The 25,829-nt window shown below is 73.2% G+C and carries 18 protein-coding genes; 11 read left to right on the plus strand and 7 right to left on the minus strand.

The genetic code is table 11. From position 1 onward, the window contains the following. Positions 1 to 6: 6 nt before the first annotated feature. Both ACGFIS_RS19580 and ACGFIS_RS19585 read right to left on the minus strand, forming a co-directional pair. Positions 7 to 450 carry a roadblock/LC7 domain-containing protein gene (locus ACGFIS_RS19580; protein ID WP_392908088.1) on the minus strand — a complete coding sequence of 148 codons (444 nt, stop codon included), beginning with the start codon at positions 448 to 450 and terminating at the stop codon, positions 7 to 9. After that, the gene (locus ACGFIS_RS19585; RefSeq protein ID WP_392908086.1) at positions 447 to 2,933 is read right to left on the minus strand and encodes a nitrate- and nitrite sensing domain-containing protein; all 2,487 of its coding nucleotides are present in this window, start codon (positions 2,931 to 2,933) and stop codon (positions 447 to 449) included. Before ACGFIS_RS19585 ends, ACGFIS_RS19580 begins: the two co-directional genes overlap by 4 nt. A 436-nt stretch (positions 2,934 to 3,369) precedes the next feature. Between ACGFIS_RS19585 and ACGFIS_RS19590 the strand changes: the two genes are divergently transcribed. Next, entirely contained in the window at positions 3,370 to 4,884 is a 1,515-nt protein-coding gene (locus tag ACGFIS_RS19590; protein WP_392971969.1) for a M20/M25/M40 family metallo-hydrolase, read from the plus strand. An 83-nt stretch (positions 4,885 to 4,967) separates the two neighbouring features. On the opposite strand, the gene ACGFIS_RS19595 is transcribed toward ACGFIS_RS19590, so the two are convergent. Further along, positions 4,968 to 5,807 carry an LLM class F420-dependent oxidoreductase gene (locus ACGFIS_RS19595; protein ID WP_392908082.1) on the minus strand — a complete coding sequence of 280 codons (840 nt, stop codon included), beginning with the start codon at positions 5,805 to 5,807 and terminating at the stop codon, positions 4,968 to 4,970. 63 nt (positions 5,808 to 5,870) lie between these two features. Here ACGFIS_RS19595 and polA point away from each other — a divergent pair, with 63 nt between their 5' ends. The 4 genes from polA to ACGFIS_RS19615 all read left to right on the plus strand — a co-directional run bounded on the left by polA (position 5,871) and on the right by ACGFIS_RS19615 (position 13,673). Next, on the plus strand, positions 5,871 to 8,519 hold the full coding sequence (gene polA, locus ACGFIS_RS19600) for a DNA polymerase I (protein ID WP_392971971.1): 2,649 nt from the start codon (positions 5,871 to 5,873) through the stop codon (positions 8,517 to 8,519). 56 nt (positions 8,520 to 8,575) lie between these two features. Then, positions 8,576 to 9,067 carry an inorganic diphosphatase gene (locus tag ACGFIS_RS19605; protein WP_392908078.1) on the plus strand — a complete coding sequence of 164 codons (492 nt, stop codon included), beginning with the start codon at positions 8,576 to 8,578 and terminating at the stop codon, positions 9,065 to 9,067. A 67-nt stretch (positions 9,068 to 9,134) separates the two neighbouring features. Next, the gene (locus tag ACGFIS_RS19610) at positions 9,135 to 10,688 is read left to right on the plus strand and encodes an FAD-dependent monooxygenase (RefSeq protein ID WP_392971973.1); all 1,554 of its coding nucleotides are present in this window, start codon (positions 9,135 to 9,137) and stop codon (positions 10,686 to 10,688) included. 138 nt (positions 10,689 to 10,826) lie between these two features. Continuing rightward, entirely contained in the window at positions 10,827 to 13,673 is a 2,847-nt protein-coding gene (locus ACGFIS_RS19615) for a hypothetical protein (protein WP_392971975.1), read from the plus strand. 7 nt (positions 13,674 to 13,680) lie between these two features. Here the strand turns inward: ACGFIS_RS19615 and ACGFIS_RS19620 are convergent, their stop codons facing one another. The 4 genes from ACGFIS_RS19620 to ACGFIS_RS19635 form a co-directional block, all read right to left on the minus strand. After that, a complete protein-coding gene (locus ACGFIS_RS19620) occupies positions 13,681 to 15,345 on the minus strand; it encodes an ArnT family glycosyltransferase (RefSeq protein ID WP_392908071.1) in 1,665 nt (554 codons plus the stop codon). Between the two features lie 136 nt (positions 15,346 to 15,481). Continuing rightward, positions 15,482 to 16,714 carry a beta-1,3-glucanase family protein gene (locus tag ACGFIS_RS19625; RefSeq protein ID WP_392971977.1) on the minus strand — a complete coding sequence of 411 codons (1,233 nt, stop codon included), beginning with the start codon at positions 16,712 to 16,714 and terminating at the stop codon, positions 15,482 to 15,484. Between the two features lie 106 nt (positions 16,715 to 16,820). Beyond that, a complete protein-coding gene (locus tag ACGFIS_RS19630; protein WP_392908066.1) occupies positions 16,821 to 18,518 on the minus strand; it encodes a sulfatase-like hydrolase/transferase in 1,698 nt (565 codons plus the stop codon). A 101-nt stretch (positions 18,519 to 18,619) separates the two neighbouring features. Then, positions 18,620 to 19,462: an NAD-dependent epimerase/dehydratase family protein gene (locus ACGFIS_RS19635; protein WP_392971979.1), complete on the minus strand. Its 843-nt coding sequence runs from the start codon at positions 19,460 to 19,462 to the stop codon at positions 18,620 to 18,622. A gap of 185 nt (positions 19,463 to 19,647) precedes the next feature. Between ACGFIS_RS19635 and ACGFIS_RS19640 the strand changes: the two genes are divergently transcribed. From ACGFIS_RS19640 to ACGFIS_RS19665, 6 genes are all read left to right on the plus strand, one after another. Further along, complete coding sequence (locus tag ACGFIS_RS19640) at positions 19,648 to 20,007, plus strand: ArsR/SmtB family transcription factor (protein ID WP_392971981.1); 360 nt, start codon at positions 19,648 to 19,650, stop codon at positions 20,005 to 20,007. A gap of 182 nt (positions 20,008 to 20,189) precedes the next feature. Next, positions 20,190 to 20,675, plus strand: a complete 486-nt coding sequence (locus ACGFIS_RS19645; RefSeq protein ID WP_392908060.1) for an NADH-quinone oxidoreductase subunit B family protein — start codon at positions 20,190 to 20,192, stop codon at positions 20,673 to 20,675. Then, positions 20,672 to 22,726: a proton-conducting transporter membrane subunit gene (locus ACGFIS_RS19650; RefSeq protein WP_392908058.1), complete on the plus strand. Its 2,055-nt coding sequence runs from the start codon at positions 20,672 to 20,674 to the stop codon at positions 22,724 to 22,726. Before ACGFIS_RS19645 ends, ACGFIS_RS19650 begins: the two co-directional genes overlap by 4 nt. Beyond that, positions 22,723 to 23,673 carry a respiratory chain complex I subunit 1 family protein gene (locus tag ACGFIS_RS19655; RefSeq protein WP_392908055.1) on the plus strand — a complete coding sequence of 317 codons (951 nt, stop codon included), beginning with the start codon at positions 22,723 to 22,725 and terminating at the stop codon, positions 23,671 to 23,673. Before ACGFIS_RS19650 ends, ACGFIS_RS19655 begins: the two co-directional genes overlap by 4 nt. Then, positions 23,670 to 24,329 (plus strand): hypothetical protein, encoded by a 660-nt coding sequence (locus ACGFIS_RS19660; RefSeq protein ID WP_392908053.1) that lies wholly within the window; start codon positions 23,670 to 23,672, stop codon positions 24,327 to 24,329. The genes ACGFIS_RS19655 and ACGFIS_RS19660 overlap by 4 nt, the downstream gene beginning before the upstream one ends. Beyond that, entirely contained in the window at positions 24,329 to 25,816 is a 1,488-nt protein-coding gene (locus ACGFIS_RS19665; RefSeq protein ID WP_392971983.1) for a proton-conducting transporter membrane subunit, read from the plus strand. The genes ACGFIS_RS19660 and ACGFIS_RS19665 overlap by 1 nt, the downstream gene beginning before the upstream one ends. Positions 25,817 to 25,829: the final 13 nt, after the last annotated feature.

Consider the following 25,829-nt stretch of genomic DNA (forward strand, 5'->3'; position numbering starts at 1 on the left):
GTCGGCTCAGCCCGAGGCACCCGAATGCAGCGAGGGGTCCTGCGCGTCGTCCGGGGTCCGGGGCGACGCGCTGAGCTGCCGGCGCACCCGCTTGATCAGCATGGTGGTCTCGTAGGCGACCAGCCCGGCGTTGCCTCCGGCGTCGCTCAGCACCGCCAGGCAGCTGCCGCTGCCGGCGGGGATGATGAAGAACAGCATGCCGTCCAGTTCGACGACGGTCTGCCGCACCTGCTTGGCCTCGAAGTGCTCGCGCGCCCCGTTGGCCAGGCTGTGGAAGCCGGACGACAGTGCCGCCAGGAACTCCGAGTCCTTGCGGGTGACGCCCTTCGACGCGCCCATGACCAGCCCGTCCCGGGACAGCAGGACGGCCTGGTGGACCTCGCCGACCCGTTCCACCAGGTCGTCGAGCAGCCAGTCGAGCTCGCCCGTGGCGTGGCTCTGCCCCATCATGAGTCCCCCCATTCGTCGCGTGGATCGAGATCGCCCGGTTCGTCGTCGGCGTTCCTGCCGCGCAGCCAACCCGACTGTAGTGAGGCCATCAGGTCGCGGCTGAACTCCGGACTGGGCTCGTCGAAGTCGTCGTCGGCCCCCCGGGATGATTCGGCGTTCCGCCGTGCGGGACGCTTGCGCAGCTGAGGTGCCAGGTGGGCACGGCGTACCCGGCGCGGGAGCCTGCCGGTGATCTCGCTGTCCTCGATGCCGCCCGCCTCCGGATCCTCGCCGGACCGGCGGCCGCGGCCGCCGGCGAGCGCATCGCCCGGCTGCGCCGGGTCGTAGGCGGGGCCGGGGCTGAGAACAGGGCCCGGGTCCAGAACAGGGCCCGGGTCGAAAACGCGGCCCGGGTCGAGAACGGGTCCCGGCGGCGGCTCGCCGGACGGTGCGGGCGGCTGGTCGGCGGCCGGGAGCGCCGGGCGGGCCGGGCGGGCCGGGCGGCCGAGCGGCGGCGGGGATCCGGCCGCGGCCGCCGCCCCGACCGGCTGCTGCGTGCCGGCGCCGAGGCCGCGGGAGGAATGCCAGTCGTCGCTCAGGACGACCAGGGAGTGCGGGACGAGGACGATCGCGGTGGTGCCGCCGTACGGCGACGGCTGCAGCGAGACCTTGATGTCGTGCCGGGCGGCCAGCCGCGCGACGACGAACAGGCCGAGACGTTCGGTGTCGACCAGGTCGAACTCCACCGCGCTGGCCAGCCGCCGGTTCAGCTCGTCCCGTTCCTGCGTGTTGAGCCCGAGGCCCCGGTCGACCACCTCCACGGCCAGTCCGTTGGCGACGGTCTCGACCTTGACGGTGACCTCGGTGGCGGGCGGCGAGAACATCGTCGCGTTCTCGATCAGCTCGGCCAGCAGATGGATGACGTCGGCGACCACGCCGCCGGAGACCGCGGCCGACGACTCCCCGGTCAGCTCCACCCGGGTGTAGTCCTCCACCTCCGCGATCGCCGCGCGCACCACGTCCTCGGCCGCGACCGGATGGTCCCAGGCCCGGACGGTCGGCGAGCCGGACAGGATGACCAGGCCCTCGGCGTGCCGCCGCATGCGGGTGGTCAGGTGGTCGAGGCGGAACAGGTCGTCGAGCTCCTCGGGGCTGGAGGCGCGCCGCTCCATCTGGTCCAGCAGCCGCAGCTGCCGGTGCAGGAGCGACTGGCTGCGCCACGACAGGTTGACGAAGACCCGGTTGATGCTCGCGCGCAGGTCCGCCTCACCGATCGCGGTGCTGATGGCCGTCCGCTGGACGGTGTCGAACGCCTCGCTGACCAGGGCCACCTCGCGGGTCCTTCCGGCCGCCGGGCCGGGCGTCTCCGCCTCCAGGTCCACGCGCTCGCCGCGCCGCAGCCGCTCGACGACGCGGGGCAGCCGGTCGTTCGCCAGCTCCTGCGCCGACCGCTGCAGGCTCCTGAGCTCGTGGGCGTGCCTGCGGGCGAACAGCAGCGACAGCGCGATGGACGCGATCACGGCCAGCAGCCCGAGGCCGCCCGCCAGGTAGACCCGCAGCATGATCCGCTGGGCGGCGGGCTCGACCTCGTCGTGCTGGATGACTTCGCCGGCCTTGTAGGTCGTGCCGAGCCATATCTGCCCGGCCGCCTTGACGGCGGCCTGCCACCGCTGCGGGTCGGGGGTCCTGCCCTGCTGCACGACGCCGTTCTCCAGGGCGACGTAGGAGGCGAGGGCGGGGGAGTTCACCAGGCCGCTCATGGTCCGCGCGACCTCGCCGCCGATCCCGGTCTGGCCGAGGTCGAACAGCTCCGCGCGGGTGCCCGCCCACTGGGCGAACGCGGCCCGGCCGCCGGACTTCAGCCGGTTGCCGCGCAGGCTCGTCAGCAGCAAATCCTCGCGCAGCATGAAGTCGCGCGACCAGTACATGTACAGGATGCCGCTGGTCTGCTGGTAGACCTCGATGTCGCCGATGCTCACCAGCGTGCTGAGCAGCCGGACGACGTTGTCGAAGACCTCGCTGTAGGTGTTGATGGTCTCCAGCGCCGAGACGTTCCGGGAGGTGATCTGGGACCGGATGCTGGCCAGCTGGTCGAACTGGTTGCCGACGTTCCGGGTGCGCTGCATCGCCTCGGCGGTTCTGTTCTCCGCGGCCTCGGGGGAGAACGCCGACTTGCGGAAGAGGGCCACCGCACGGTCGGTCTTGGCGGCCTGCGCCTGGAACTTCTGCGTGTTCGCGGGGGACGGCGCCGTCAGCGCGGCGATCCCGGCGGCACGTTCCTCCTGCAGCGCCTGCATGGCGAGGTTGGACGGCTGGCCGACCCGGTCGTGGTTCCCGGCGTACTGGATCCGCTCCAGCGCGTCGCTCAGCGCCGGGACGGCCGAGAACGACCACAGGGACACGAGCGACACCAGCGGGATCGCCAGGAGCAGTGCGATCCTTCGTCCGATCGGGCTCGTCCGGGGGCGTCTCCGGGATCGATGCACCTGTTCGGGACTCGACAACAGCCCACTCCTGATCGTCGGCGGCCACCTGGTAGGGGTCACGAAGCATACTCAGGCCGTTTTGTCCGGGGCCAGTGGTCTCACCTGCTGGAACTCGGGCGCGCCGGGTGTGCCGCGGCTCTCGGCGCCCTGGCCGGCGGGTGCCGTGTGCCCGCGTGCCCCTTCTCGCCGTTCCCGCAGGTCACGGCGTCCGCAGGGGCGGCCATTCCGGCGCTGACCTTGGAGAACGCGTTTCCGTGGTGCCGTCATGATCGACACTAACGGTGGTGGCGAAGGGAACGGACGGTGATCGCGATACGGATGCTGATCTTGTAAATACGGGTTCCGAATGAGACCAATATTGGCCGTTTTGATGCCGAGTCGTGTCTTGTTGCGTGAATTGACGCGTGTCAGGCTTCGGGTTGCTTCGTCCCCCCCACAAAACGGAGACCAAGTCATGCGCAGAACCGCGCTAGCAGCCCTCACCGGGCTGTCACTCGCCGCCACCACCCTGGCCGCGGTACCGGCCCAGGCCGCCGCACCGGCGCACTCCCAACTGGCCCGCCTGGTCAAGCTCAAGAACGTCCGCCACCACCAGCTGAACCTGCAGAAGATCGCCGACGCCAACGGCGGCAACCGGGCCGCCGGGCTCCCGGGCAACGAGATCACCGTCAAGTACATCGCGAACCAGCTCGAACGGGCCGGATACGACCCGACCGTCCAGAAGTTCACGTTCGACTTCTGGCAGGAAATGTCGGAGCCGGTCTTCGAGCAGACCGCACCCGGGCAGAAGACGTTCCAGCCCGGCACCGACTTCGCGACCATGCAGTACTCCGGCGCCGGCGACGTCACCGCCGCCGCGACCCCCGTCGACCCGGGCGCCACCGGGGTCGGCAGCGGCTGCGAGGCCGACGACTTCGCCGGCTTCCCCGCGGGGCACATCGCGCTGATCCAGCGCGGCGGCTGCTTCTTCTCCCTCAAGACCGACCACGCCATCGCCGCCGGCGCCGCCGCCGTCGCCATCTACCAGCTCCCCGACCAGCCGGGACCGGTCGCCGGCACGCTGACCAAGCCGTACGGCATCCCGGTCATCGGCCCGACCAGCGCCGTCGGGACGGCGCTCGTCCAGCAGGCGCAGGACGGCGGAGTGACGCTGCGCGTCAAGACCGACACCTTCACCGAGGAGCGCGGGGCGGCCAACGTCATCGCCGACACCCGCCGCGGCAAGACCGACAACGTCGTGGTCGTCGGCGCGCACAACGACAGCGTCATCGACGGGCCCGGCATCAACGACAACGGCTCGGGCACGGCGGCGCTGCTGGAGATGGCCAAGCAGATCCACAAGCTCGGGCCCAAGCTCCGCAACACGGTGCGGTTCGCGTTCTGGGGCGCCGAGGAGGAGGGCCTGCTCGGCTCCAACCACTACGTGGCCAACCTCCCGGAGGAGGAGCGGGACAAGATCGCGCTGAACCTCAACTTCGACATGATCGGCTCTCCGAACTTCGTCCGGTTCGTCTACGACGGCGACAACAGCGAGGGCCAGAACCCCGTCGAGTCACCCGCAGGGTCCGGCGCGATCGAGAAGGCGTTCAACGACTACTTCGCCAAGCGCGGGCTCGCCACCGACCCGTCGCCGTTCAACGGGCGGTCGGACTACAGCGCCTTCATCGACGCGGGCATCCCCGCCGGCGGGCTGTTCACCGGCGCCGAGGGCATCAAGACGCCCGAGCAGGCGCAGGTGTACGGCGGAACCGCGGGCGAGGCGTACGACCCGTGCTATCACGCGGTCTGCGACCGCTACGGCAACGTCGACCCCCGCGGCCTCGACCAGATGACCGACGGCGCGGCGGCGGTCACCCAGAAGTTCGCCTACAGCACCCTGACCGTCAACGGCAACGAACTCGCCAGAAGGCAGGCGCCGGCCGGCAAGCGCGCCGTGCCGGACATGATCGGCCACTTCGCGACGAAGTAGCGGTCCCAGCCGTTCGACCGGGGGACGCGTCCGCGACCGGGCGCGTCCCCCGCCGTTTCCCCGCGCCTCCCCCCGTTGCGGGGTCAGCGCGGGGAGAGCGTCTCGGTGATCGTCCGCAGCGCGGGACGAGGGTCTGCGCCCTGCTCGGTCAGCACCTGGACGGCGACGTGGTCGGCACCGGCGTCCAGGTGGCCGCTCAGCCGCGCCGCCACCGCCGCCGGATCCCCGTGCGCGACCAGCGCGTCCAGGAGCGCGTCGCTGCCGTCCCCGGCGACGTCCTCGTCGGTGAAGCCGAGCCGCTTGAAACTGGCGACGTAGTTCGTCAGCCGGAAGTAGAAGCCGATCTTCTCCCTGGCCAGCGCGCGGGCGCGCTCGGGGTCGGTGTCGAGCACCACCTTCTGGTCCGGAGCGAGGATCGGGCCGTCGCCGAGCGTCTCCCGTGCCCGGCGCGTGTGCTCGGGCGTGGTCAGGTACGGGTGCGCACCCCCGGCGCGTTCCGCCGACAGCCGCAGCACCTTCGGCCCCAGCGCGGCCAGCACCCGCCTGCCCACCGGAACGTCCGCCGCGTCGAGCCGGTCCAGATACGCCAGGATCGTCTCGTACGGGCTGCGGTACTCCTGCGTCGCCTCCGGATGGCCGATGCCGACGCCGAGCAGGAACCGGCCGCCGTACGCGTCGTCGAGCCGGTGGTACGACGCCGCGACCTCATCGGCGGGCGTGGTCCACATGTTCACGATGCCGGTCGCGATCACGATGCGGTCGGTGGCGGCGAGGAGCCGCTCGGCGACCTTCAGGTCCCCGCGCGGCGAACCGCCGATCCAGATGGTGCCGTAGCCGAGGTCCTCGACGTCCTTGGCCAGCTCGGGGCCGAGTTCGCTCCACGGGCGCCAGATCCCCAGCCTGCCCAGATCGATCTTCGTCATGTCGCCCCCAACACGTCGTCCGGCTGTTTCATGCCACCTTCCCCCGGTGCCAGGATGGGATGCATGACCGACCGGCCCCGCCTTCTTCTCCTGGACGGCCACTCGCTGGCCTACCGGGCGTTCTACGCGCTGCCGGTCGAGAACTTCAGCACCACCGCCGGGCAGCCCACCAACGCCGTGTACGGGTTCGCGAACATGCTGGCCAACGCGCTGCGCGACGAGCGCCCGACGCACGCCGCGGTCGCGTTCGACGTGTCGCGGCGGACGTTCCGGACGGAGGCGTTCCCCGAGTACAAGGCCACCCGGTCACGGTCGCCGGACGAGTTCGGCAGCCAGCTGAGGATCCTGGACGAGCTCCTCGCCGCGATGAACATGCCGGTGCTGCGGGCGCCCGGCTACGAGGCCGACGACGTCATCGCGTCCCTCACCGCCAGGGCCGAGGCGGACGGCCTCCAGGTGCTCATCATCACCGGCGACCGGGACGTCCTCCAGCTCGTCAGCGACGACGTCACCGTCCTGTACTTCTACCGGACGGCCTCGGAGATGATCCGGTACACGCCTGATGCGGTGCGGGAGAAGTACGGCCTGACCCCGGCGCAGTACCCCGACTTCGCGGCGCTGCGCGGCGACCCGTCCGACAACCTGCCGAGCATCCCGGGCATCGGGGAGAAGACCGCCGCGAAGTGGGTCCGCGAGTTCGGCTCCCTCGACGCTCTGCTGGACCGGTCCGGCGAGGTGAAGGGGAAGGCGGGCGAGAAGCTGCGCGCCGCGCTCGACTCGGTGCGGCTCAACCGGCGGCTGACCGAACTCGTCCGCGACCTGGACCTGCCGGTGGAGATCGGGGACCTGCGGCGGCGGCCCTACGACCTGTCCGCGTTCACGTCCCTGCTGGACGAGCTGGAGTTCCGCAACGCCAGCCTCCGGCAGCGCCTGTTCGCCGCCGACCCGGGCGGCGGCCGCGCGCCGGACACCGGGCCGGCCGGGTCGGCCGGGCCCGAGCCGATCAGGGGCCGTGAGCTGGGGCCGGACGAGCTGGCGGGCTGGCTCCGGTCCCACGCGGCCGGCACGGTCGGGCTGGCCGCCGACCACACCTGGGTCCGCGGCGCGGGCGACGTCACCCGGATCGCGCTGGCCACCGGCGAGAGGCATGCGGCCTCGTTCGAACCGTCCGGCCTCACCGAGGACGACGAGCGCGCCTTCACGGAATGGCTGGCCGACCCCGGCCGTCCCAAGGCGCTGCACGACGTGAAGTCGCTGCTGCGCGTGTTCGGTGAGCGCGGCTGGCGGCTCGCCGGGATCGCCGCCGACACCGCGATGGCCGCCTACCTCCTGCTGCCCGGCCTGGCCGCCTACGGCATCGCCGACCTGGCGGGGCGTCACCTCGGGCGCCGTCCGCCCGCCGACGGGGCGGCCGGGCTGATGCTGAGCGCGCGCGCCGTCCTCGACCTGGCGGGCAGGTTCGCCGCCGACCTCGCCTCCACGGGCATGGACGAGGTCCTCCGCGACGTCGAGCTGCCGCTGTCGGGCCTGCTCGCCAGAGCGGAACGTGCCGGAGTCCATGTCGACGCCGGCCTCCTGCACGAGCTGGAACGCCACTTCGCCGACGCGATGGAACGCGCGGCCGGCGAGGCCGCCGACATCGCCGGGCGCCGCTTCAACCCTGGCTCGACCAAGCAGCTCCAGGAAGTCCTGTTCGGCGAGCTGGGCCTGCCCAGGACCAAGAAGATCAAGTCCGGGTACTCCACCGACCTCGACGCGCTGACCTGGCTCGCCACCCAGACCGACAACGGCCTGCCGCAGGTCCTGCTCCATCACCGCGACCAGGCGCGGCTGCGCGCCACCGTGGCCGGGCTGATCAGGGAGATCGGCGCGGACGGCCGGATCCACACCACGTTCCAGCAGACCGTCGCCGCCACCGGCCGCCTCACCTCCACCGAGCCGAACCTCCAGGTCATCCCCGTCCGGACCGAGGAGGGGCGGCGCATCCGCCGCGCGTTCCTGCCCGGCGGCGGCTTCGAGTCGCTGATGACGGCCGACTACGGCCAGCTCGAACTGCGCGTCATGGCGCACCTGTCGCAGGACCCCACGCTCGTCGCCGCGTTCGAATCCGGCGAGGACCTGCACACCACGATGGCCGCACAGGTGTTCGGGGTCGCCCCGGAGGCCGTCACCCCCGACATGCGCCGCAAGATCAAGGCGATGTCGTACGGGCTGGCGTACGGCCTGTCGGCGTTCGGCCTGGCCAAGCAGCTCGGCGTCCCGATGGCGGAGGCGCGTCCGCTGATGGACGCCTACTTCGAGCGGCTCGGCGGCGTCCGCGACTACCTCGACCACGTCGTCGCCGAGGCCCGCGTCACCGGCTACACCCGCACGGTCCTCGGCCGCCGCCGCTACCTGCCGCACCTGACCAGCGACAACCGGCAGCGCCGCGAGACCGCCGAGCGGATGGCGCTGAACGCCCCCGTGCAGGGCTCCGCCGCCGACATCGTCAAGATCGCGATGCTGCGGGTGGACGAGGCGCTGACCGGCGCCGGGCTCGCCAGCCGCCTGCTGCTCCAGGTCCACGACGAGATCGTCCTGGAGGTCGCTCCGGGCGAACGTGACAGGGTGGAGGACATCGTCCGCACCCACATGACGACCGCGTACCCGCTCTCCGTCGGACTGGAGGTCGCCATCGGCGCCGGCCCCGACTGGAACGCCGCCGCCCACTGAACCGCCGCCCGATGAACCACCCGACAGCGGATATGAAGATGCACGGGGAGGCATGCATGGAGATCGAGATGATCGTCGAGATCCCCAGGGGATCGCGCAACAAGTACGAGATGGACCACCGGCTCGGCCGCATCCGGCTGGACCGGATGCTGTTCACCTCGACCCAGTACCCGGTCGACTACGGCTACATCCCGGACACGGTCGCCGAGGACGGCGACCCGCTGGACGCGATGGTGCTGCTGGACGAACCCACCTTTCCCGGCTGCCAGATCACCGTCCGCAGCCTCGGGGTGTTCTGGATGCACGACGAGGGCGGCCCCGACGCGAAGATCCTCTGCGTCCCGTCCAAGGACGTCCGCTACGCCGAACTCCGCGACCTGGACGACGTGCACGAGCACATCCGCAACGAGATCGCCCATTTCTTCGACATCTACAAGAACCTGGAGCCGAACAAGAGCTCCGACGTGCGCGGCTGGCAGGACCGCCAGATCGCCGACCAGACCATCTCCCAGGCCGCCGAACGGGCACGGACCAAGACGACGCCCTGACCGCGGCCACGGCCGCGCCCGGCGTGGCCGCCTTTACGGCGGCGGCCGGGAGGCGCACCATTTTCAGGTGAGCTCCCGGAGCGTGATGGAGCCGGTCGTCATCGTCGGCGCCGGGCCGGTCGGTCTGGTCACGGCGCTGCTGCTGGCGCGGCACGGCGTGCCCAGCGTGGTGCTGGAGGCCGCCGCCCGGCGTGATCCGTCCGGGTCCAGGGCCATCTGCTTCCAGCGCGACGTCCTGGACGTCCTCGACCGGGCCGGCTGCGCCGAGCAGCTGATCGCCCGCGGCGTGACGTGGACGACCGGCCGGACCTACTACCGCGGGGATGAGCTGTTCTCGGTCACCTTCCCCGGCGCCGGGCGCGGCGCCGTCCCGCCCTGGATCAACATCTCCCAGGCGGAGGTGGAGCGGCACCTGCGCGAACTCGCCCTCGCCGAGCCGCTGGTCGATCTGCGGTACGGGCATCCCGTCAGCGGGCTCCACCAGGACGGGCGAGGTGTCGAGGCCGACGCGGGCGTCACCGTCCGGGGCAGCCATCTGGTGGGCGCGGACGGCGGGCACAGCGCCGTCCGGCGGCTGCTCGGCATCGGCTTCCCCGGGCGCACGTTCGCCGACAGGTTCCTCATCTGCGACATCCGGGCCGAGCTGCCGTTCCCGAGCGAGCGGCGGTTCCACTTCGACCCCGAGTGGAATCCCGGCCGGCAGGTCCTCGTCCACCAGTGCCCGGACGGCATCTGGCGGATCGACTGGCAGGTCCCCGCCGACCACGACCTCGACACCGAACGCGCCTCCGGGGCCCTGGACGCGCGGATCCGGAAGATCGTCGGGGACGTCCCGTACGAGATCGTGTGGGCGACCGTGTACCGGTTCCACGAGCGGCGCGCGGCGACGTTCGCCTCCGGCCGCGCGTTCCTCGCCGGGGACGCCGCCCACCTGTACGCCCCGTTCGGCGCCCGCGGGCTCAACTCGGGCCTCCAGGACGCGGAGAACCTCGCGTGGAAGCTCGCGTTCGTCCGGCACGGCCTGGCGCCCGAGGGGCTGCTCGCGTCCTACGACACCGAGCGCCGCGCCGCGGCGGGGGAGAACCTCCGCGTCACCACGCGGACGATGGAGTTCCTCGTCCCGCAGACGCCCGCGCAGCGCACCCACCGGCTGGAGTCCCTGGAGCGGGCGCGGACGCATCCGGAACCCCGCACGATCATCGACTCGGGCAAGCTCGCCGAACCGTTCTGGTACCTGGACTCGCCGCTGACCACCCCGTCCGGCCCGGTGGACGACTTCCCGCTCGAACCGGGGGCCGCCCGCCCGCCCGTGCCCGGAACCCTCTGCCCGGACGGCCCGTGCGCCGTCTCCGGCGAGACCACCCGCCTGCGCCGCCTGTTCGGAACCGGCTTCGTCGTCCTGACGGCGCGACGCCGCGCGCTGGAACCGGAGACCGACGTCCCCCATGAGATACGCGCCTTGGACGACATCGACGTGGACGGGGTCCTGCGGACCGCCCTGCAGGCCGGCCCGGACACCGTTCACGTCGTCCGCCCGGACGGCCATCTCGCCGCCGTCCTCCCGTCCTGCGACCCCGCGACGCTGACCGACGCCCTCGACCGCGCCTGCGGCCGCCCCTAGCCCGTCAGGACCACCGCCTGCGATGACGACAGGACGGGGAAAACGGATCGCCGCTTACGGGTACGGGAGCGCATGCGGGCCGGGGTGATCGCCGAAACCCCGTTGGCCCGGGGCGGTCCGGCGGGGATCATGGGGCGGGTGAAGATCCGGCTTGCGTGGGGTGTGGTGGCCTCGGGCCTGTGCGCCTGGGCCGCCCGGCCGCCGGGTCCGGCCCGGCTGCCGGATGAGGCGGACGCCCGTCCCGGGGAGGCCGTCGCCCTGGGGCCCGAGGAGGCCTCCGGGGAGGACGTCGCGCACGCCGTCGCGGAACTGGGCCGGCTCGTCGGGGCCGGGGGAGTGGTCGCGGCGGGAGCGGGCGTCGATCTCGGGGCGGGGTTCCGGTCCGCGCGGCTGGACGGGGCGCGCGGGGACCAGCGGGACGCGGTCCTGGCGGCACTGCGGGCCGTGGGCCTGCGCGAGGCGGGCCGGCTGGGGGACCGGGCGGGATTCCTGGTGGCTCTGTTCGGGCCCGCGGTCACACGACGGGTGGGCGCGGCGGCCGGGCGGGCCGTGGAGGACGGACGGTGGGCGGCGCTGCATCTGGCGGTGGCGGCCAGCGACGTCCTGGGGCCCGAGCAGCTGGAGCGGGTCCTCGCGCTGGAGGCGCCCGAGGGCGTCGACATCGTCCCCGGCGGCCTGCCCTCGGTGCTCGGGGAGCATCTGCGGCAGGTGTTCGAGCCGGTCCCGCGGCCCCGGAGGCTCGACCTGATCCTGGACCTGTGGGAACGGGTCCTGGAACACCATGCGGGGGTGGCGCGGCGGAAGCGGCGGCTGGGGACGCAGGGCCGCCGGGACCGGGTCGCCGATCTGCGTGAGCGGCGCCGTCACTACGAGGACGAATGGATCCTCAACCTGCTGCGGACGTCCCTGGGCATCGTGAGGGACCCGTCGCTCGCGGAGGCCGCGCGCTGGAAGCCGGACGAGCGGTACTGGAGCGACCGGCTTCAGGTGATCGTCCAGGACGCGCTCGGCGCGACGGCGCTGCTGCGGACCGCGACGGCGGTCGCCGACCACGGGCTGCAGGACGGCCTGGACCGTTCGGCGGCCCTCATCGGCGCCGCGGCGGCGCAGGTGAACGACATGACCGCGGCGCAATCGGCGCGCCGCGTGCCGGGGCTCACCGGCATCCCGGCGCGCCCGGCCGCCCACGTCCGCGACATCCACCGCAGGCTCTCCGGCGGCGCCCCGAGGGACGCCAGGTTCGCCGCCCACCTCAGGCCCCGACTGACGTCCGCCCGCGACTACGCCCTCGTGATCATCGAGGACGTCGAGCGGCTGCTGGACGAGATGCGCGGCGTCCGTGACGAGATGCTTCGCGAGTGGGGGGCGACCGGGCTGCGGGACTGGCGCGAGGCCGTGGGATACGAGCGCCCTCCGGGCGAGTGGGCCGGCATTCCGCCCTGGTCGGGCCCCCTGCTGGGCGACACCGCGCCGCTCCACGAGCGCCTCACCGCCACCGAAGAACCGGCCGCTGTGGAAAAGGTCGGCGACCTGCTGTGGTACGCGGATCTGCTCGACGCGCTCGCACGCCTGCACGGGCACGACCGGGCGCAGGGCGTGCCCGGCTTCGGGGCGCCCTGGCTCGACCACGACCCGGAACCGGTCGTCGAACCGCTGGCGCCCCGCCTCGACTCGATCACGCTGGCGGTCTCGGGCGCCGCCCAGCTCGCCGCGCTCGGCGGCGTCCCGCCGCGCGGCGCCCGGACCTGGTCCGCCCTCACCGGCGGGCTGATGTCGGGCACCGCCATCGCCGAGGCGCTGACCGGCGGCTTCGCCGTCCCCGCGCCGCTGCTCGCATGGGACGGCAAGGCCGTCCCGGGCGCCGGGGTCAGGGTGAAGGTCGCGCGCGGCGCACGCGATCTGGCGGAATGGGCCGACTACATGGGCAACTGCATCGCCGGCCCGGCCTATCTCGACGACGCCCGCAAGGGCCGCACCGGCCTCCTCGGCTTCTACGGCAAGCACGGGCTGCTCGTCGTCAACGCCGAACTGGCCCCGCTGCGGCCCGCCTCGCGGGGATGGCGGATCAGCGAGATCGCGGCGAGGTTCAACGACGACCCGGACGAGGAGCTGGAGCGGCGGATTCGCGACTGGGTCGCCGCGATCCCCGGCACCCTCGAAGAGGAGCCCACTCCTCCTCCCGACGAGCTTCCGCCCGCGCGGCCCGCCCGGCGCCGTGCCGCGCCCCGCCTCGTCGAGGACGCGGGCCCGGCGCTCGGGACGCTCGCGCGCCGGGCCTGGGAGGAGACGGCCCCCGGGGTCCTCGGCGTCTTCGCCGCCGTCGCCGCGACGCCGCCGGACGCCGCTCTCGTCCGGCTGCGCCGCCTGGGCGCCGCCCAGCTGGCCTCCGCCGTCCGGCGAGCGCTCGCCACGGAGCGGGCCGACCTGATCGAACTCTGGGCGGCGACCGGGAACCGTCCCCTCGAAACCGCGCTGGACGGCCTGGACCCGTCGCTCCGCGACCGCTTCGACCAGCTCCCGCTCCTGCTGGGCGAGCCGCCGCTCCCCAAGACGCTGCGCAGGCTCATCAAGGTCCCCGCCATCGCCGACGCCTACAACCTCGACCTGGCGGGACGCCGGACGCGCCGGGCGATCGGGCGGCTGGCCGTCCAGGACGACCCGGTCATCGCCCGCGCCCTCGCGCGGCGTGCGACCGAGCCGCTGCTCTGCGCGCTCATCGTCACCGTCAACTGCGACGCCTCCGGGATCGAGCCGGTGCCCGTGACGGCGCCGCGGAGGGTCAGGGTCCCCGGCTACCCGGCCACCACGCTCAAGGACGGGGACGGCCCGTGGCAGCGCGCCCTGCCCGCCGCCCGCGAACTCGGCGCCGACACCGCCGCCTTCTGGGACGGGATCGCCGGACACGGGCTGCGCGTCCCCGCGTCCTGGCTCGCCTCCGGCGGATGGACGGCGCTGTGGGCCCGTGCCCACGGTCACCGCCGCTGAGCCGCGCCTAGGGGCGGCGGAAGATGGTGATGGAGTGGCCGACCTCGCCGATCCGCTCGCTGGAGCGGATCAGCGGCACCAGCCGCGGGTCCTGCTTGGAGATCCAGCTGTTGGACACCACCAGAAGCCCGTGCACCTCGTCCGGGCGCGCGGTGCGCGGATCGGACGCGTGGACGCCGTAGTAGGCCGGGACGCCGCCGCCCTTGTAGACGAGCCAGACCCTCTCGCCCGGGTGGCGCTCGTGGAGCCGGTCGGCGAGCCGCCAGAGATCCTGCCCCCAGTCGACGTTGGAGTCGTGCAGGTGCAGGCGGGTCTTGGCGGGGCCGCCGAACGCCTCGTTCGAATAGGGCAGGTAGTACGGGAACGTCCGCAGCGAACTGACCGCCACGAACAACACGAGTCCACCGGCGGCGGCCCTGGCCCAGCGCCATCGCACGAGCGTCACTCCGGCTGCCGCCACCGCCAGGAACATCGGCATGAAGATGACGTACCGGATGCCGAAGTCGCGGGTGCCCGTCATCGCCGCCGCCAGCAGGACGGCCGTGGTGCCCAGCACGTACGGCGCGGCGGGCCGCAGCCGCGGCAGCGCCGTCATCGCCGCGATCCCCGCCGCCCACAGGGCGAGCGTCCCGAGCGGTGTCTTCACCAGCAGCGCGGCCGGAAGGTAGTACCAGCGAGTGCCCCGGTAGGCGTCTCCGAACAGGAATCCGCCCCATTGCAGGTCCTCGAAGCCGAACTGGAGGCGCATCCCGTCCCGGAAAGGCTCAGGGAACGGCATGAGGGCGACGGCGAGTCCCCGCAGCCCGTCCACGGCGGGGACGCCGGGGGGCGTCGTCCAGTGCAGCCGCGGATCGACGGCCAGGTAGGACGCCCACACGACGGCGACCGCCAGCGCGGCCACACCGGCCGCCGACGCCGCGGCGGCGCGCACGGAACGGCGCGACGACCACACCGACCCCGCCACCAGTGCCATCAGGACCGGCACGGCGGGAAGCGTGGACATCTTGGTGGCGAGGGCCGCGCCGAGTGCCAGCCCGGCCAACGGCACATGGAGCCGGGGCCGCCCGCGCGCACGCCACGCCAGCCACGCCGATGTGACCAGAAGGCCGGCCGTGGGCACGTCCAGCGTCGCCAGGGAGCCGTGCGCGATGACGCCGGGCGAGAACGCGTACAGGGCGAGCGCCGTCACCCCGGCGGCCGGGCCGGCGAGGTCACGGGCGAAGGCGAACACGACCAGCCCGAACAGCAGCGTCACGAGGATGACCGGGATCCGCGCGGCCAGCAGCAGCCGCTGTGCGTCATTGCCCGACCCGTAGAGGAGGTGCCGCCCGGCCTGCGTCTGCGAGCCCGTGTAGGCGGCGTCGAAATGCGGGCCGGCGAGCACCGCTCCGGCGCCGATGAGCAGCTTGCCGAGCGGCGGATGCTCCGGGTTGTGGCGCAGGTCGTGTTCGAGGAGGTACTCGACGCCGGCCACCACGTAGACGGGTTCGTCGGAGGTCGGCGACTGCCGCACGGCCGTGGCGGCCATCGCGACGGCCATCTCGGCCAGCAGCGCCGCCACGACGAGCACGAGCAGCCACCGCCGGTGCCGGCGCAGCGCCCCGAAACGGCCCGCCGGCGTCTCGCGGGGAGACGCCGGCGGCCGTCCGGGCTCGGCGGACAGTGAGGTCACCGCATCACCCTCGCATGCTGTGGCTTCTCATCACGGCTCCCACCACGGCGTTTCACGAGGACGCCCTCACCACGGCGCCTTCACCACGGCGCCTTCACCACGGGGTCTTCACCACGGCGCCTTCACCACGGGGTCCTCACCACGGGGTCAGGCCGATCGCTGCGGAGGAGGGGGAGCCGTCGTGGACGAGGGACTCGAACCCGCCGACATCGTCGAACGCGAACCCGTAGGCCCTGCCGTCGACCATGTTCTCGTGGACGATCCGCGAATAGTGGTCGGTGACGTCCCGCGTGTAGAACTGCCCGGAGTCGTAGGTGGGCTGGGTGTGCAGGTGGCCGAGCGTCGAGCGGTGGAACGCCGCGCACAGCGTCCGCGCGATCGGGCCCACCACGGCGTCGTTGGGCGCGTGGAGCCTGCCGTCGCAGCCGAGCACGTCCTTCGTGCCGGGCTTCTCGAAGGAGGCCACGGTGGCGCCCGTGCCGTCGGTGAAGCGCATGACGTCGTCCGCGCCGGTCCGGCCGGTGAACCGCTTCTGCGGCTCGTGCTGGAATGGCACGACGGTCAGCGCGCGAGTCCTGTAGGTGTTCCATGCGCTGCTGATATAGCCGTCGAGATACGCGGGACTGAAAACACCGGCGTCGATGCCCTTCGCCGGAGAAAGGACGCGGAGCCGAAGGCCGTCCGAACGCGTCGTGATCAGACTGGTCCAGTCTCCGGCCTGGCCTTGTACGGCATTGAAGATTCGTTCACGTCCATTCGTGACGAGCACGCCGGTTCGCGTCGTCGAGCCCGCGCCGTTCGTCACCGCGACGGAATGCGGGATGCTGAACATGTCGACCTGGGAACTGTTGAGCCACAGCCCGTCGTCATTGTAGGTGAATTCGCTCCAGTCGAAGAGGACGTCGTGGTTGGGGTCGCCCGGATTCCACGGTGCCGGCTGCACGAGCCCGGTCGGCGTGAGGAAGAACCTGATCTTCTCCCCGAACGAGAAGTAGACGCGCCCGGAGAGTCCGCGCGGGACGCGGAGCGTCCTGGTCGCGCCGCCGGCCGGGCCGCTGATCGAGACGTCGGGGGCGGGGCTCGGCGGGATGGAACCCGCCGGCCACGGCGTGAACGTTCCGGACTCGTCGACGTATCCGAGCCTGCCCGTGTCGATGTCCGTTCCGACGATGTAAAGATGCACCTGGCCGGTGCGCCCGGATTCGTTGGCGACGTGCAGCGGCAGCACGTCTCGCACGGCGGCGCGCACCGGCGAGAACGGGGCGAGGACGAGGAGGCTCGCAATGACCGCGGCGAGCGGGCGGAATGCCTTTCCGGGACGGGACTTCCAGGGCGTGCGGGAATGCGGCCGTCGGGGTGGGTACGGCATGATGGCCTTTCCACAGGAGTTGGCGGGGAGGTGGGTCGGCACCTGCGGATGCTGATCAATTCTGATCAACACTGACCATTCCCGGGATGCCTTCCCGCCAATCCGGTCAGCCGCCGAAAGCCGTGAGGAACCGGTCGCGGAAGTCCTTCATCGGCCATACCGGACCGTTCTTCGCGGGCTTGAGACCGTCCTGCCAGCCCCAGCCGGAGATCCGTTCCAGGACGGCGTCGTCCTTGGCCACGACCGTGATCGGCACGTCGCGGCTCGCGCCCTGGCCGGTGAGGACCGGCGCGGGCTGGTGGTCGCCGAGGAAGACGAGCACGGTGTCCTCGTCGCCGAAGGTCTCCATGAACGAGACGAGGGCGTTCAGCGTGTACTCGACGGACTTGCGGTACTCGCCGCGGATTTCGTCGGGCGGCGGCCACGGCGCGTCGTAGCCCTTGCCCATGCCCTGGAAGACCGAGCCGTCGCCGACCTTGTCCCACGGGACCATGCGGGGGATCGACGCCCACGGCGCGTGGCTCGACACGAGGGCCGTCTCCGCCATCACCGGGGCGTGGTCGTCCGCCGCGAGTTCGCTGCGCTGCAGGACCGACAGCGTGTACTGGTCGGGCATGGTGGCGAACGCGAAGCGCGGCCCCCGGTACCCGAGGTTGCGGTTGTCGTACACCTTGTCGTAGCCGTAGAACTCGCCCTCCGGCCAGGCCCGGGTGATGGCCGGCATGAGAGCGACCGTCCGCGAGCCGGCGCGGTGGAACGCGTGGTTGAGGGTGAAGCGGTCGCTGTTGACGAGGGTGCGGTAGCGCTGCTGGTTGTCGACCCGCAGGCCCGACAGCAGGGTCGCGTGCGCCAGCCAGCTGCCGCCGCCGGCCGTGGGGGAGGTGAGCCAGCCGCTGCGCGCGGAGAACCCGGCCTCGTCCAGGTGCCGTGTCCCGGCGTCCAGCACCGCGCCGACCTGCCGCGCGTACTCGGGGTGCTCGACCGCCGAACGCCCGTAGCTCTCCACGAACGCCAGGACGACGTCTTTGCCCCGCAGTCCGGTCAGCAGCTTGCCGGGGGGCGTGTCGCGGAAGGCGTCGACGGCGGCGGCCTCGGCGAACTCCTCCCCGTCGTTCAGGCTGGACCGCACCTGCACGGTGTGGTCGTAGGCGAGGACGGCGGTGCTCCGCGACGCGACCGGCACCCCGTCGACGAACTGGGCGCCCATTGCGGCGCACAGGAGCCAGACGGCGCCCAGCACGGCGGCCGAGCCGGCCGCCGTCCTGGTGTGGCGGGCGGCGACGCGGCCGAGCCGCAGCGCCGACAGCGACATGAGCGTGACCGCGGCGACGGCCAGCACGACCGCCAGGATCACGGCGCCGACCGCCCCGGCCCGCCCGGCCGACCCTTCGACGAACTCGATGGCGGGGCTGAGCAGCGGCCAGTCGAGGACGAGGTCGAAGGGCCGGAACATCACGGCCTCGAAACCGAGGTCCAGGACCTTCAGGACGAACAGGAGCCCCAGGACCGCCCCCGCCGCCCCGGCCACGTACCGTCTCGCCCTCGCCGGCACGGCGAGGATCAGAGCGACGCCCGCGATCCCCTCCAGCGGCACCCGCGCGAACGCCGCCGGGGTCAGCTTGGAGGACTCGGCCGGTGCGACGAGCGCGGCCGCCACGAACAGGAAGGCCGCGACGGTGACCGCCCGGCCCGCGGCCCGCCGCCATCTCCGCCGGCCGCCCGGTCCCGGGGCGGTCCCCGCGGCGGTCTCCGCGGCGCCGTCATCGTCTTTCACCCGCTCAAGGCGGCTATCGGTGGTCAGCACGTCCTCCCAGGCTCGGTCCCCCCGCCGCAGACGCGACACCCACTGCACGTGGATGGGGCGCCCACCGGTTCAACGCTCCCACCTGAGGGGCCGGGCGGCCATCACCCTCGCGCGGCGCCGTCGTCCCGGTGGGTGAAGGTGAAGCCCGCGGCGCGCAGTTTCGCGGAGGTGACGGGGACGGACGGGGTCTTGATCTCGCCGCGGTAGGTGAGCGCGGGCAGGTTCGCGGTCTCGCAGATCTCGCCGAAGGCCGCCGCGTTCGTCGGCGGGACGGTCTCGTCCGGGACGGCGTTGTACACGCCGGTCAGCTCGCGGGTCACGACGAAGTCGAGTGCGGCGGCCGCGTCCCGGTAGTCGATGCGGTACAGCAGGGCGTCCGCGGAGAAGGGGACGCTGCCGCCCAGGACGTCGTGCGCGAACTTCACCCGGGTCGGGTAGTCGATGTCGTCCGGGTGGCCGTAGACGTCGGGGATGCGCACCACGGCGCCGCGCGGTGAGGACAGCACGGCCTGCTCCGCGGCGACGAAGTTGCGCGGGGAGGCGTCGGTGTCGGCGGTGGTCGGGGCCTCCTCGTCGAGCAGGGCGCCGTCGCCCGCCCCGTACACCGAGGACGAGCTGGTGAACACCACGCGAGGGTGCGCGGCGACGGCCGTCCGGGCGCTCGCGGTGAGCGTGTCGGCGTATTCGGCGACGCGCTGGGCGGCGTCGAAGGAGCGCTGCAGCCGCGGGCTCACGGTCAGGACGACCGCGTCGGCGCCGTCGGCGGCGCGGGCGACGGCCTCCCGGTCGGCGCCGCGCAGGACGGCCACGCCGGAGCAGATCTGGCCGAGTTCGGCGACCCGGCCGGGCGAGGTGGTGGTGCCGACGACGTGGTGACCGGCGGACGTCCAGCGCCGGGCCAGCTCCGTGCCGATGTGGCCGCAGCCGATGATCAGATACCGCACGCGCGACCTCCATGGGGAAACAGCGTTTCCATAGTGTCATGGATCGCCCGCGGACGTCCGGCGGTGTTGCTAGAATTGGCAATTGCCAATGTAGTAAACCGATGATCGTCCAGCAGGGCGCCGGGTGTGGTTCGTTCAGTGCCACGGGCCGGCCGCTGCGGAAACCCTGTGAGGGGCCGCCCGCCGTGAGCACTCCGCTGTACCAGCTCAAGGCCGAGTTCTTCAAGACGCTGGGGCACCCGGCCCGGATCCGGGTACTGGAACTCCTGAGCGGACGCGACCACGCGGTCGCCGAGATGCTGCCGGAGGTCGGGATCGGGCCGGCACACCTGTCCCAGCAGCTCGCCGTGCTGCGCCGCGCCGGGCTGGTCGTCTCCCGCAAGGAGGGAGCGACGGTCATCTACTCGCTGACCAGCCCCCAGGTCGCGGACCTTCTCGCCGTCGCGAGGTCGATCCTCACCGGGGTGCTGACCGGGCAGGCGGAGCTGCTGGACGACCTGCGCTCCGGAGGTGCGCCGGCGGGCGGGGAGCGCCCGCCCGGGTAGCGCGCCCGGCATCGAGCCGCGGCCGTCCCGCCTGGGACTCCATCCCCCTCACGGGACGGCCGCCACCCCTCCGGCCACCCTGTCCGACCCACACCTCATTGATTGCTAATATTGGCAATTGCGCAGGACACTAGCTTTCCGGCGCGGGTCACAGCTCTGCCGTCGCAAGGTCGGGGAACCGGGTGAAGGATCTACTCCGCAAGATCATGAGGACCGGGCGGGTCGCCGAGGACGCGCCCGCCCGTCCCGAGGGCGCCGTGCCCGAGCGCGCGGCCGAACTGCGGGGATCGGTCCAGCTCCGCCATGTGGACGCCGGGTCGTGCAACGGCTGCGAGGTCGAGATCGCCTCGGCGTTCGGGCCCGTCCACGACGCCGAGCGGTACGGGGCGCGGCTGGTGGCCTCGCCCCGGCACGCCGACGCGCTGCTGGTGACCGGGCCGGTGACGCGCAACATGAAGGTGGCGCTCCGCCGCACCCACGAGGCGGTGCCGGAGCCGAAGGTCGTGGTGGCGCTGGGCGACTGCGCCCGCGGCTGCGGGGTGTTCGCGGGTGCGTACGGGGTGGCCGGTGCCGTGAACGACGTGGTCCCCGTCGACGTCGAGGTGCCGGGCTGCCCGCCGGAGCCGGAGGCGATCGTGGCCGCGCTGCGGGGGCTCACCGGCCGATGACGACTGTGACCGGTGCCGCGTTCACCGCGGCCCTGGGTCTTGGACTGCTCGCCGCCGCGGGGTCGCTGCTGCCGCGCCGGGTGCGCCCGGCCGCCGCCGGGGGCGGGACGGCCGCCGCGGGCGCCGCCGCGGTCGTGGCGGGCCTCGCGGCGATGGCGGGGCACCCCTGGGCGGTGTGGCTGCCGGACCTGCTGCCCCTGGCCGGCGTACGCCTGGCGGTCGACGCGCTGAGCGGGCTCTTCATCGCCGTCACCGGCGCCGTGGCCGTGTGCGCCGCCGTGTACGCGATCGGCTACACCCGTCCGGCCCGCGCCGGGGCGGGTGACGTGCCGGGCCTGGACGGCCGGGCGGTGCAGGCCATGCTGCCGCTGTTCGTGGTGGCGATGCTGCTGGTGCCCGCCGCGGCCAGCGTGAGCACGTTCCTGCTGGCGTGGGAGCTCATGGCGGTCACGTCGCTGCTGCTCGTGGTGGCCGAGCACCGGCGCCGTGCGTCGGTGGGCGAGGCCGGGCTGTGGTACGCGGTGATGACCCACCTGGGACTGGTCACGATCATGGCGGGCCTCGCCGGGTTCGCCGCCGCGTCGCACGACGAGTCCTTCGAGGGCATGCGGGCGGCGGCGGACGGACTGTCCCCGGCCGTGCGGAGCGCGGTGTTCGTGGCGACGCTGGCCGGGTTCGCCTCGAAGGCGGGCGTCGTGCCGCTGCACGTCTGGCTGCCGCGCGCCCATCCCGAGGCGCCCAGCCACGTGTCCGCGCTGATGAGCGCGGCGATGGTGAACATGGGCGTGTACGGGATCGTCCGGGTGGGGCTGGACCTGCTCGGCGGCGGACCCGCGTGGTGGTGGCTGGCGGTGCTGGCCGCCGGCGCCGTGTCGGCCCTGTACGGGGTCCTGCAGGCGGTGGTCGCCACCGACATGAAACGTCTGCTGGCGTATTCGACCTGCGAGAACATGGGTCTCATCCTGATCGGCGTGGGCGCCGCGGGCCTGCTGTCGGTGTCCGGCGCCCGCACCATGGCGGCGCTCGCGCTCACCGCCGCGCTGCTGCACGTGGTCAACCACGCGGGCTTCAAGACGCTGCTGTTCCTCGCGGCCGGGTCCGTGCTGCACGCCACCGGCACCCGGGACCTGGACGCGCTGGGCGGCCTGCGCTCGCCGATGCCGGCCACGACCGCGCTGTTCGGGATCGGGGCGCTGATGGCGTCGGCCCTGCCGCCGGGCAGCGCCTTCGTCAGCGAATGGCTGCTGCTGCAGAGCCTCGTCCACGCACTGCCCGAGGGCGGGACGGTCGCCGCCGTCACCATGCCCGTCGCGGTGGCCGTGGTGGCGCTGTCGGCGGGGCTGGCGATCGCCGCGTTCGTCAAGGCGTTCGGTGTCGGGTTCCTGGCGCGTCCCCGCAGCGCCGCCGCCGAGCGCGCCCACGAGAGCCCCCCGGCGATGATCGCCGGGATGGTCCTCGCCGCGCTGGGCTGCGTCGCCGCCGCGCTGGCGCCGGGACTGGTCGCCGGCGGCCTCGCACGGGCCGTCGGCGTCGCGGCGGCCGTGGCCGGACCGGCCGGCGGTACCGTCACGGGCCCGGTGACGCTCCGCCCGGCCGGGATGCCGAGCACCATGTCCCCCCTGCTGATCACCGTGGCGCTGCTGGCGGCGGTCGTCGTGCTGATGGCGGTGCTGCGGGCGGTCACGGCCCGCCGCGCCCGCCGCCGGGCCCGGCTGTGGGACTGCGGGGCCGGGCCGGCCTCGGCGCGGATGGAGTACACCGCGACGTCGTTCGCCGAGCCGCTGGTGCGGGTGTTCGACGACGTGCTCGCCCCCGAGACCGACCTGGACGTCACACCGGTCGAGGAGTCGGCGTACCTGGTCGACAGCGTCCGCTACCGGACGCGGGTCGGCGACCGGATCGAGCACCGGCTGTACCGGCCGGTGCTGGCGGCGGTCGACTGGATCGGGCGGGCGGCCCGGCCCCTGGCCAACGGCAGCGTCCACCGCTACGTCGGGTACGGCTTCTACGCCTTCACCGGCATGCTGATCCTGCTGGCGGTGACGAGATGAGCGCGGCCGGAGCCGCCGGGGCGGTCATCCAGGTGGCGCTGGTGGCGTTCGGCGCACCGCTGCTGGTCGGGGTGATGCGGCAGGTCCGGGCCCGCCTTGAGGGGCGGGCCGGCGCGGGCGTCGCGCAGCCGTGGCGGGACCTGCGCAAGCTGCTGCGCAAGGAGCCGATCACCCCGGACGGGACCGGCGTGCTGTTCCGCGCGGCGCCGCTGGTGCTGGCGGGCACGGCACTGGTCGTGAGCGCGGTGGTCCCGATCGTGACCACGGCCTCGCCGCTGGACGGGACGGCCGACCTGTTCGCGGTGACCGCGCTGCTGGCGCTCGGCACCGTGTTCCTCGCGCTCGCGGGCCTGGACACCGCCACCGCGTTCGGCGGCATGGGCGCCAGCCGCGAGATGGTCGTGCTGGCGCTGGTGGAGCCGACGATCCTGCTGTCGGTGTTCGCGCTGTCGGCGCGGGTCGGCTCGACCAACCTCGGGTCGATCGTCACCACCACCCTGCACGAGCCGCAACTCGTGATCTCCCCGGTGAGCCTGCTCGCGGCGGTCGCGCTGGCCGTGGTCACCATCGCCGAGACCGGCCGGATCCCGGTGGACAACCCGTCCACCCACCTTGAGCTGACGATGATCCACGAGGCGATGGTGCTGGAGTACTCCGGGCCGGACCTGGCCCTGGTCGAATGGGCGTCGGCGATGCGGCTGACGGTCCTGCTCGGCCTGTTCGCCAACCTCTTCGCGCCGTGGGGGATCGCCGGGACGTCGATGGCGATGCTGCCCGTCGCGGTGGCGGCGTTCAGCGCGAAGGTCGTCGTCCTGGGCGGCCTGCTCGCCGCCGGTGAGGTGTTCATGGCGAAACTGCGGATGTTCCGCGTTCCCGAGCTGCTGGCCGGGTCGTTCCTGCTGGCGCTGCTGGCCGTCGCCGCGTCCTTCTTCCTGGCGGCCCCATGAGCGAGACCCTCTACGTCCAGCTCCTCGACGTGTCCTGCAGCGCGCTGCTGCTGGCGGGCGTCCTGGCGCTGTGGCGGCGCGACCTGGCGGCCATCGTGCGGCTGTTCGCCGTCCAGGGGGCGGCCCTGGCCGCGCTGGTCGCCGTGCTCGGGCTGCACGAGGGCCACGCGGGGACGATCGCGCTGGCCGCGGGGATCGCCGTCCTGCGCGGCGCCGTCCTGCCGCTGATGCTGCGCCGGGCGATGCGGGCCGGCGGCGCGTTCCGGGAGACCGAGCCGCTGGTGAACGTGGCGTCCTCGCTGGTCGCCGCCGCGCTGCTGGCGCTGCTGTCGTTCGCCGTGATGCGCCCGGTGGTCGCGCTGTCGCCGTCCCCGGCCACCCGCGCCGTCCCGGTGGCGCTCACGGTGGTGCTGCTCGGCTTCTTCGTCCTGGTCACCCGGCGCCGCGCGCTGTCCCAGGTGGCGGGTTTCCTGATGATGGACAACGGCATCACCGCCGTCGCGTTCCTCACCACCTCGGGCGTGCCGCTCATCGTGGAGCTCGGAGTGTCCCTGGACGTGCTGCTCGCGGTCCTGGTGCTGCAGATCCTCACCGCCCGCATCCGCGCCGCGTTCGGCGACAGCGACCTGGACGACCTGCGGGAGCTGCACGACTGATGACGACGACCCTGTTGATCGCCCCCGTCGCCGTGCCCGCCCTGGCCGCCTGCGGCTACGCCGTGTTCGGCTGGCGGCGCGGCACGGCATGGCTGGCCCCCGCCGCGGCCGCGGGCGTGCTCGCCGCCGCGGTGTTGCTGGCGGTGCCGGCCGCCGGCCGTCCCCGGACCGGCCTCGGCGGGCTCCTGCGCGCCGACGCCCTCACCGCCTACATGCTGATCGTGATCGGCGCCGTGGCGCTGCTGGCGATGCTCGCGAGCCCGTCGTATCTGGCCGCCGAGCGCGCGGCGGGCCACGCCACCTCCGCCGACACGCGCCGGTACGGCGTCCTGACGCAGGGGTTCGTGGCCGCGATGGCGCTGGCCGTGCTGGCCGCCAGCCTCGGCGTGCTGTGGGTCGCGGTCGAGGCCACCACGATCGTGACGGCGTTCCTGGTCGGGCACCGCCGCACCCGCAACGCCACCGAGGCGGCCTGGAAGTACGTGGTGATCTGCTCGGCCGGGATCGGGCTGGCGCTGCTCGGCATCGTCCTGCTGCACTTCGCGGCCCGGCACGCGCACGTCCCGTCGTCGGGCGCGCTGGACTGGGTCCGGCTGGCCGAGCACGCCGCCGACCTGGACCCCGGCGTCACCCGGATCGCGGTGGCGCTGCTGATCATCGGGTTCGGCGCCAAGGCCGGGCTCGCGCCGCTGCACGCCTGGCTGCCCGACGCGCACAGCCAGGCGCCCGCACCGGTCTCCGCGCTGATGTCGGGCGTGCTGCTGTCGGTGGCCCTCTACGCCGTCCTGCGCGTGAAGGTGATCGCCGACATCGCGCTCGGCACCGGCTTCGCCCGGACGCTGCTCCTGATCGTCGCGCTGGCCTCGATCGCGGTGGCCGCCGCGATGCTGCTCGGCCAGCGCGACCTCAAACGGATGCTCGCCTACTCCAGCATCGAGCACATGGGCCTGCTGGCCCTCGGCACCGCGATCGGCACCCGCCTGGCCATGGGCGCGGTGCTGCTGCACATCCTCGGTCACGGGCTGGCCAAGTCGGTCTCGTTCCTCGCCGCCGGACGCATCCACCAGGCCCTGGGCACCAGCCGCATCGACGCCGTCCGCGCACTGGGCGGCCGGGCCCCGGTGCTCGCCGCCGCCCTGGGCGCCGGGCTGCTGGCCCTGCTCGGGTTCCCGCCGTTCACCCTGTTCGCCGGTGAGATCGCCATGGTGCGCGCGGGGTTCTCCGCCGGGCTCGGCTGGGCGGTGACGATCGCCCTGGTCCTGACGCTCCTCATCGTGGCCGCCGTCTCCGCGCGGATGGCCGGGATGCTGCTCGGCTCCCGCCCGGACGGACCCGGAGCGGCCACCATCCAGGCCGGCCTGCGGCCGCCGGCCGCGCTCACCGCGGCGCTGATCGCCGGCCTCGCCGCCTGCGCCGTCATCGGCGTCACCGCATGGCCGCTGCGGACGCTGCTGGACGCCGCCGCCGAAATCCTCACGGCCTTCTGAAGGGGGTGTCCCG

The organism is Spirillospora sp. NPDC048824 (assembly GCF_043198455.1).
Taxonomy (GTDB): domain Bacteria; phylum Actinomycetota; class Actinomycetes; order Streptosporangiales; family Streptosporangiaceae; genus Spirillospora.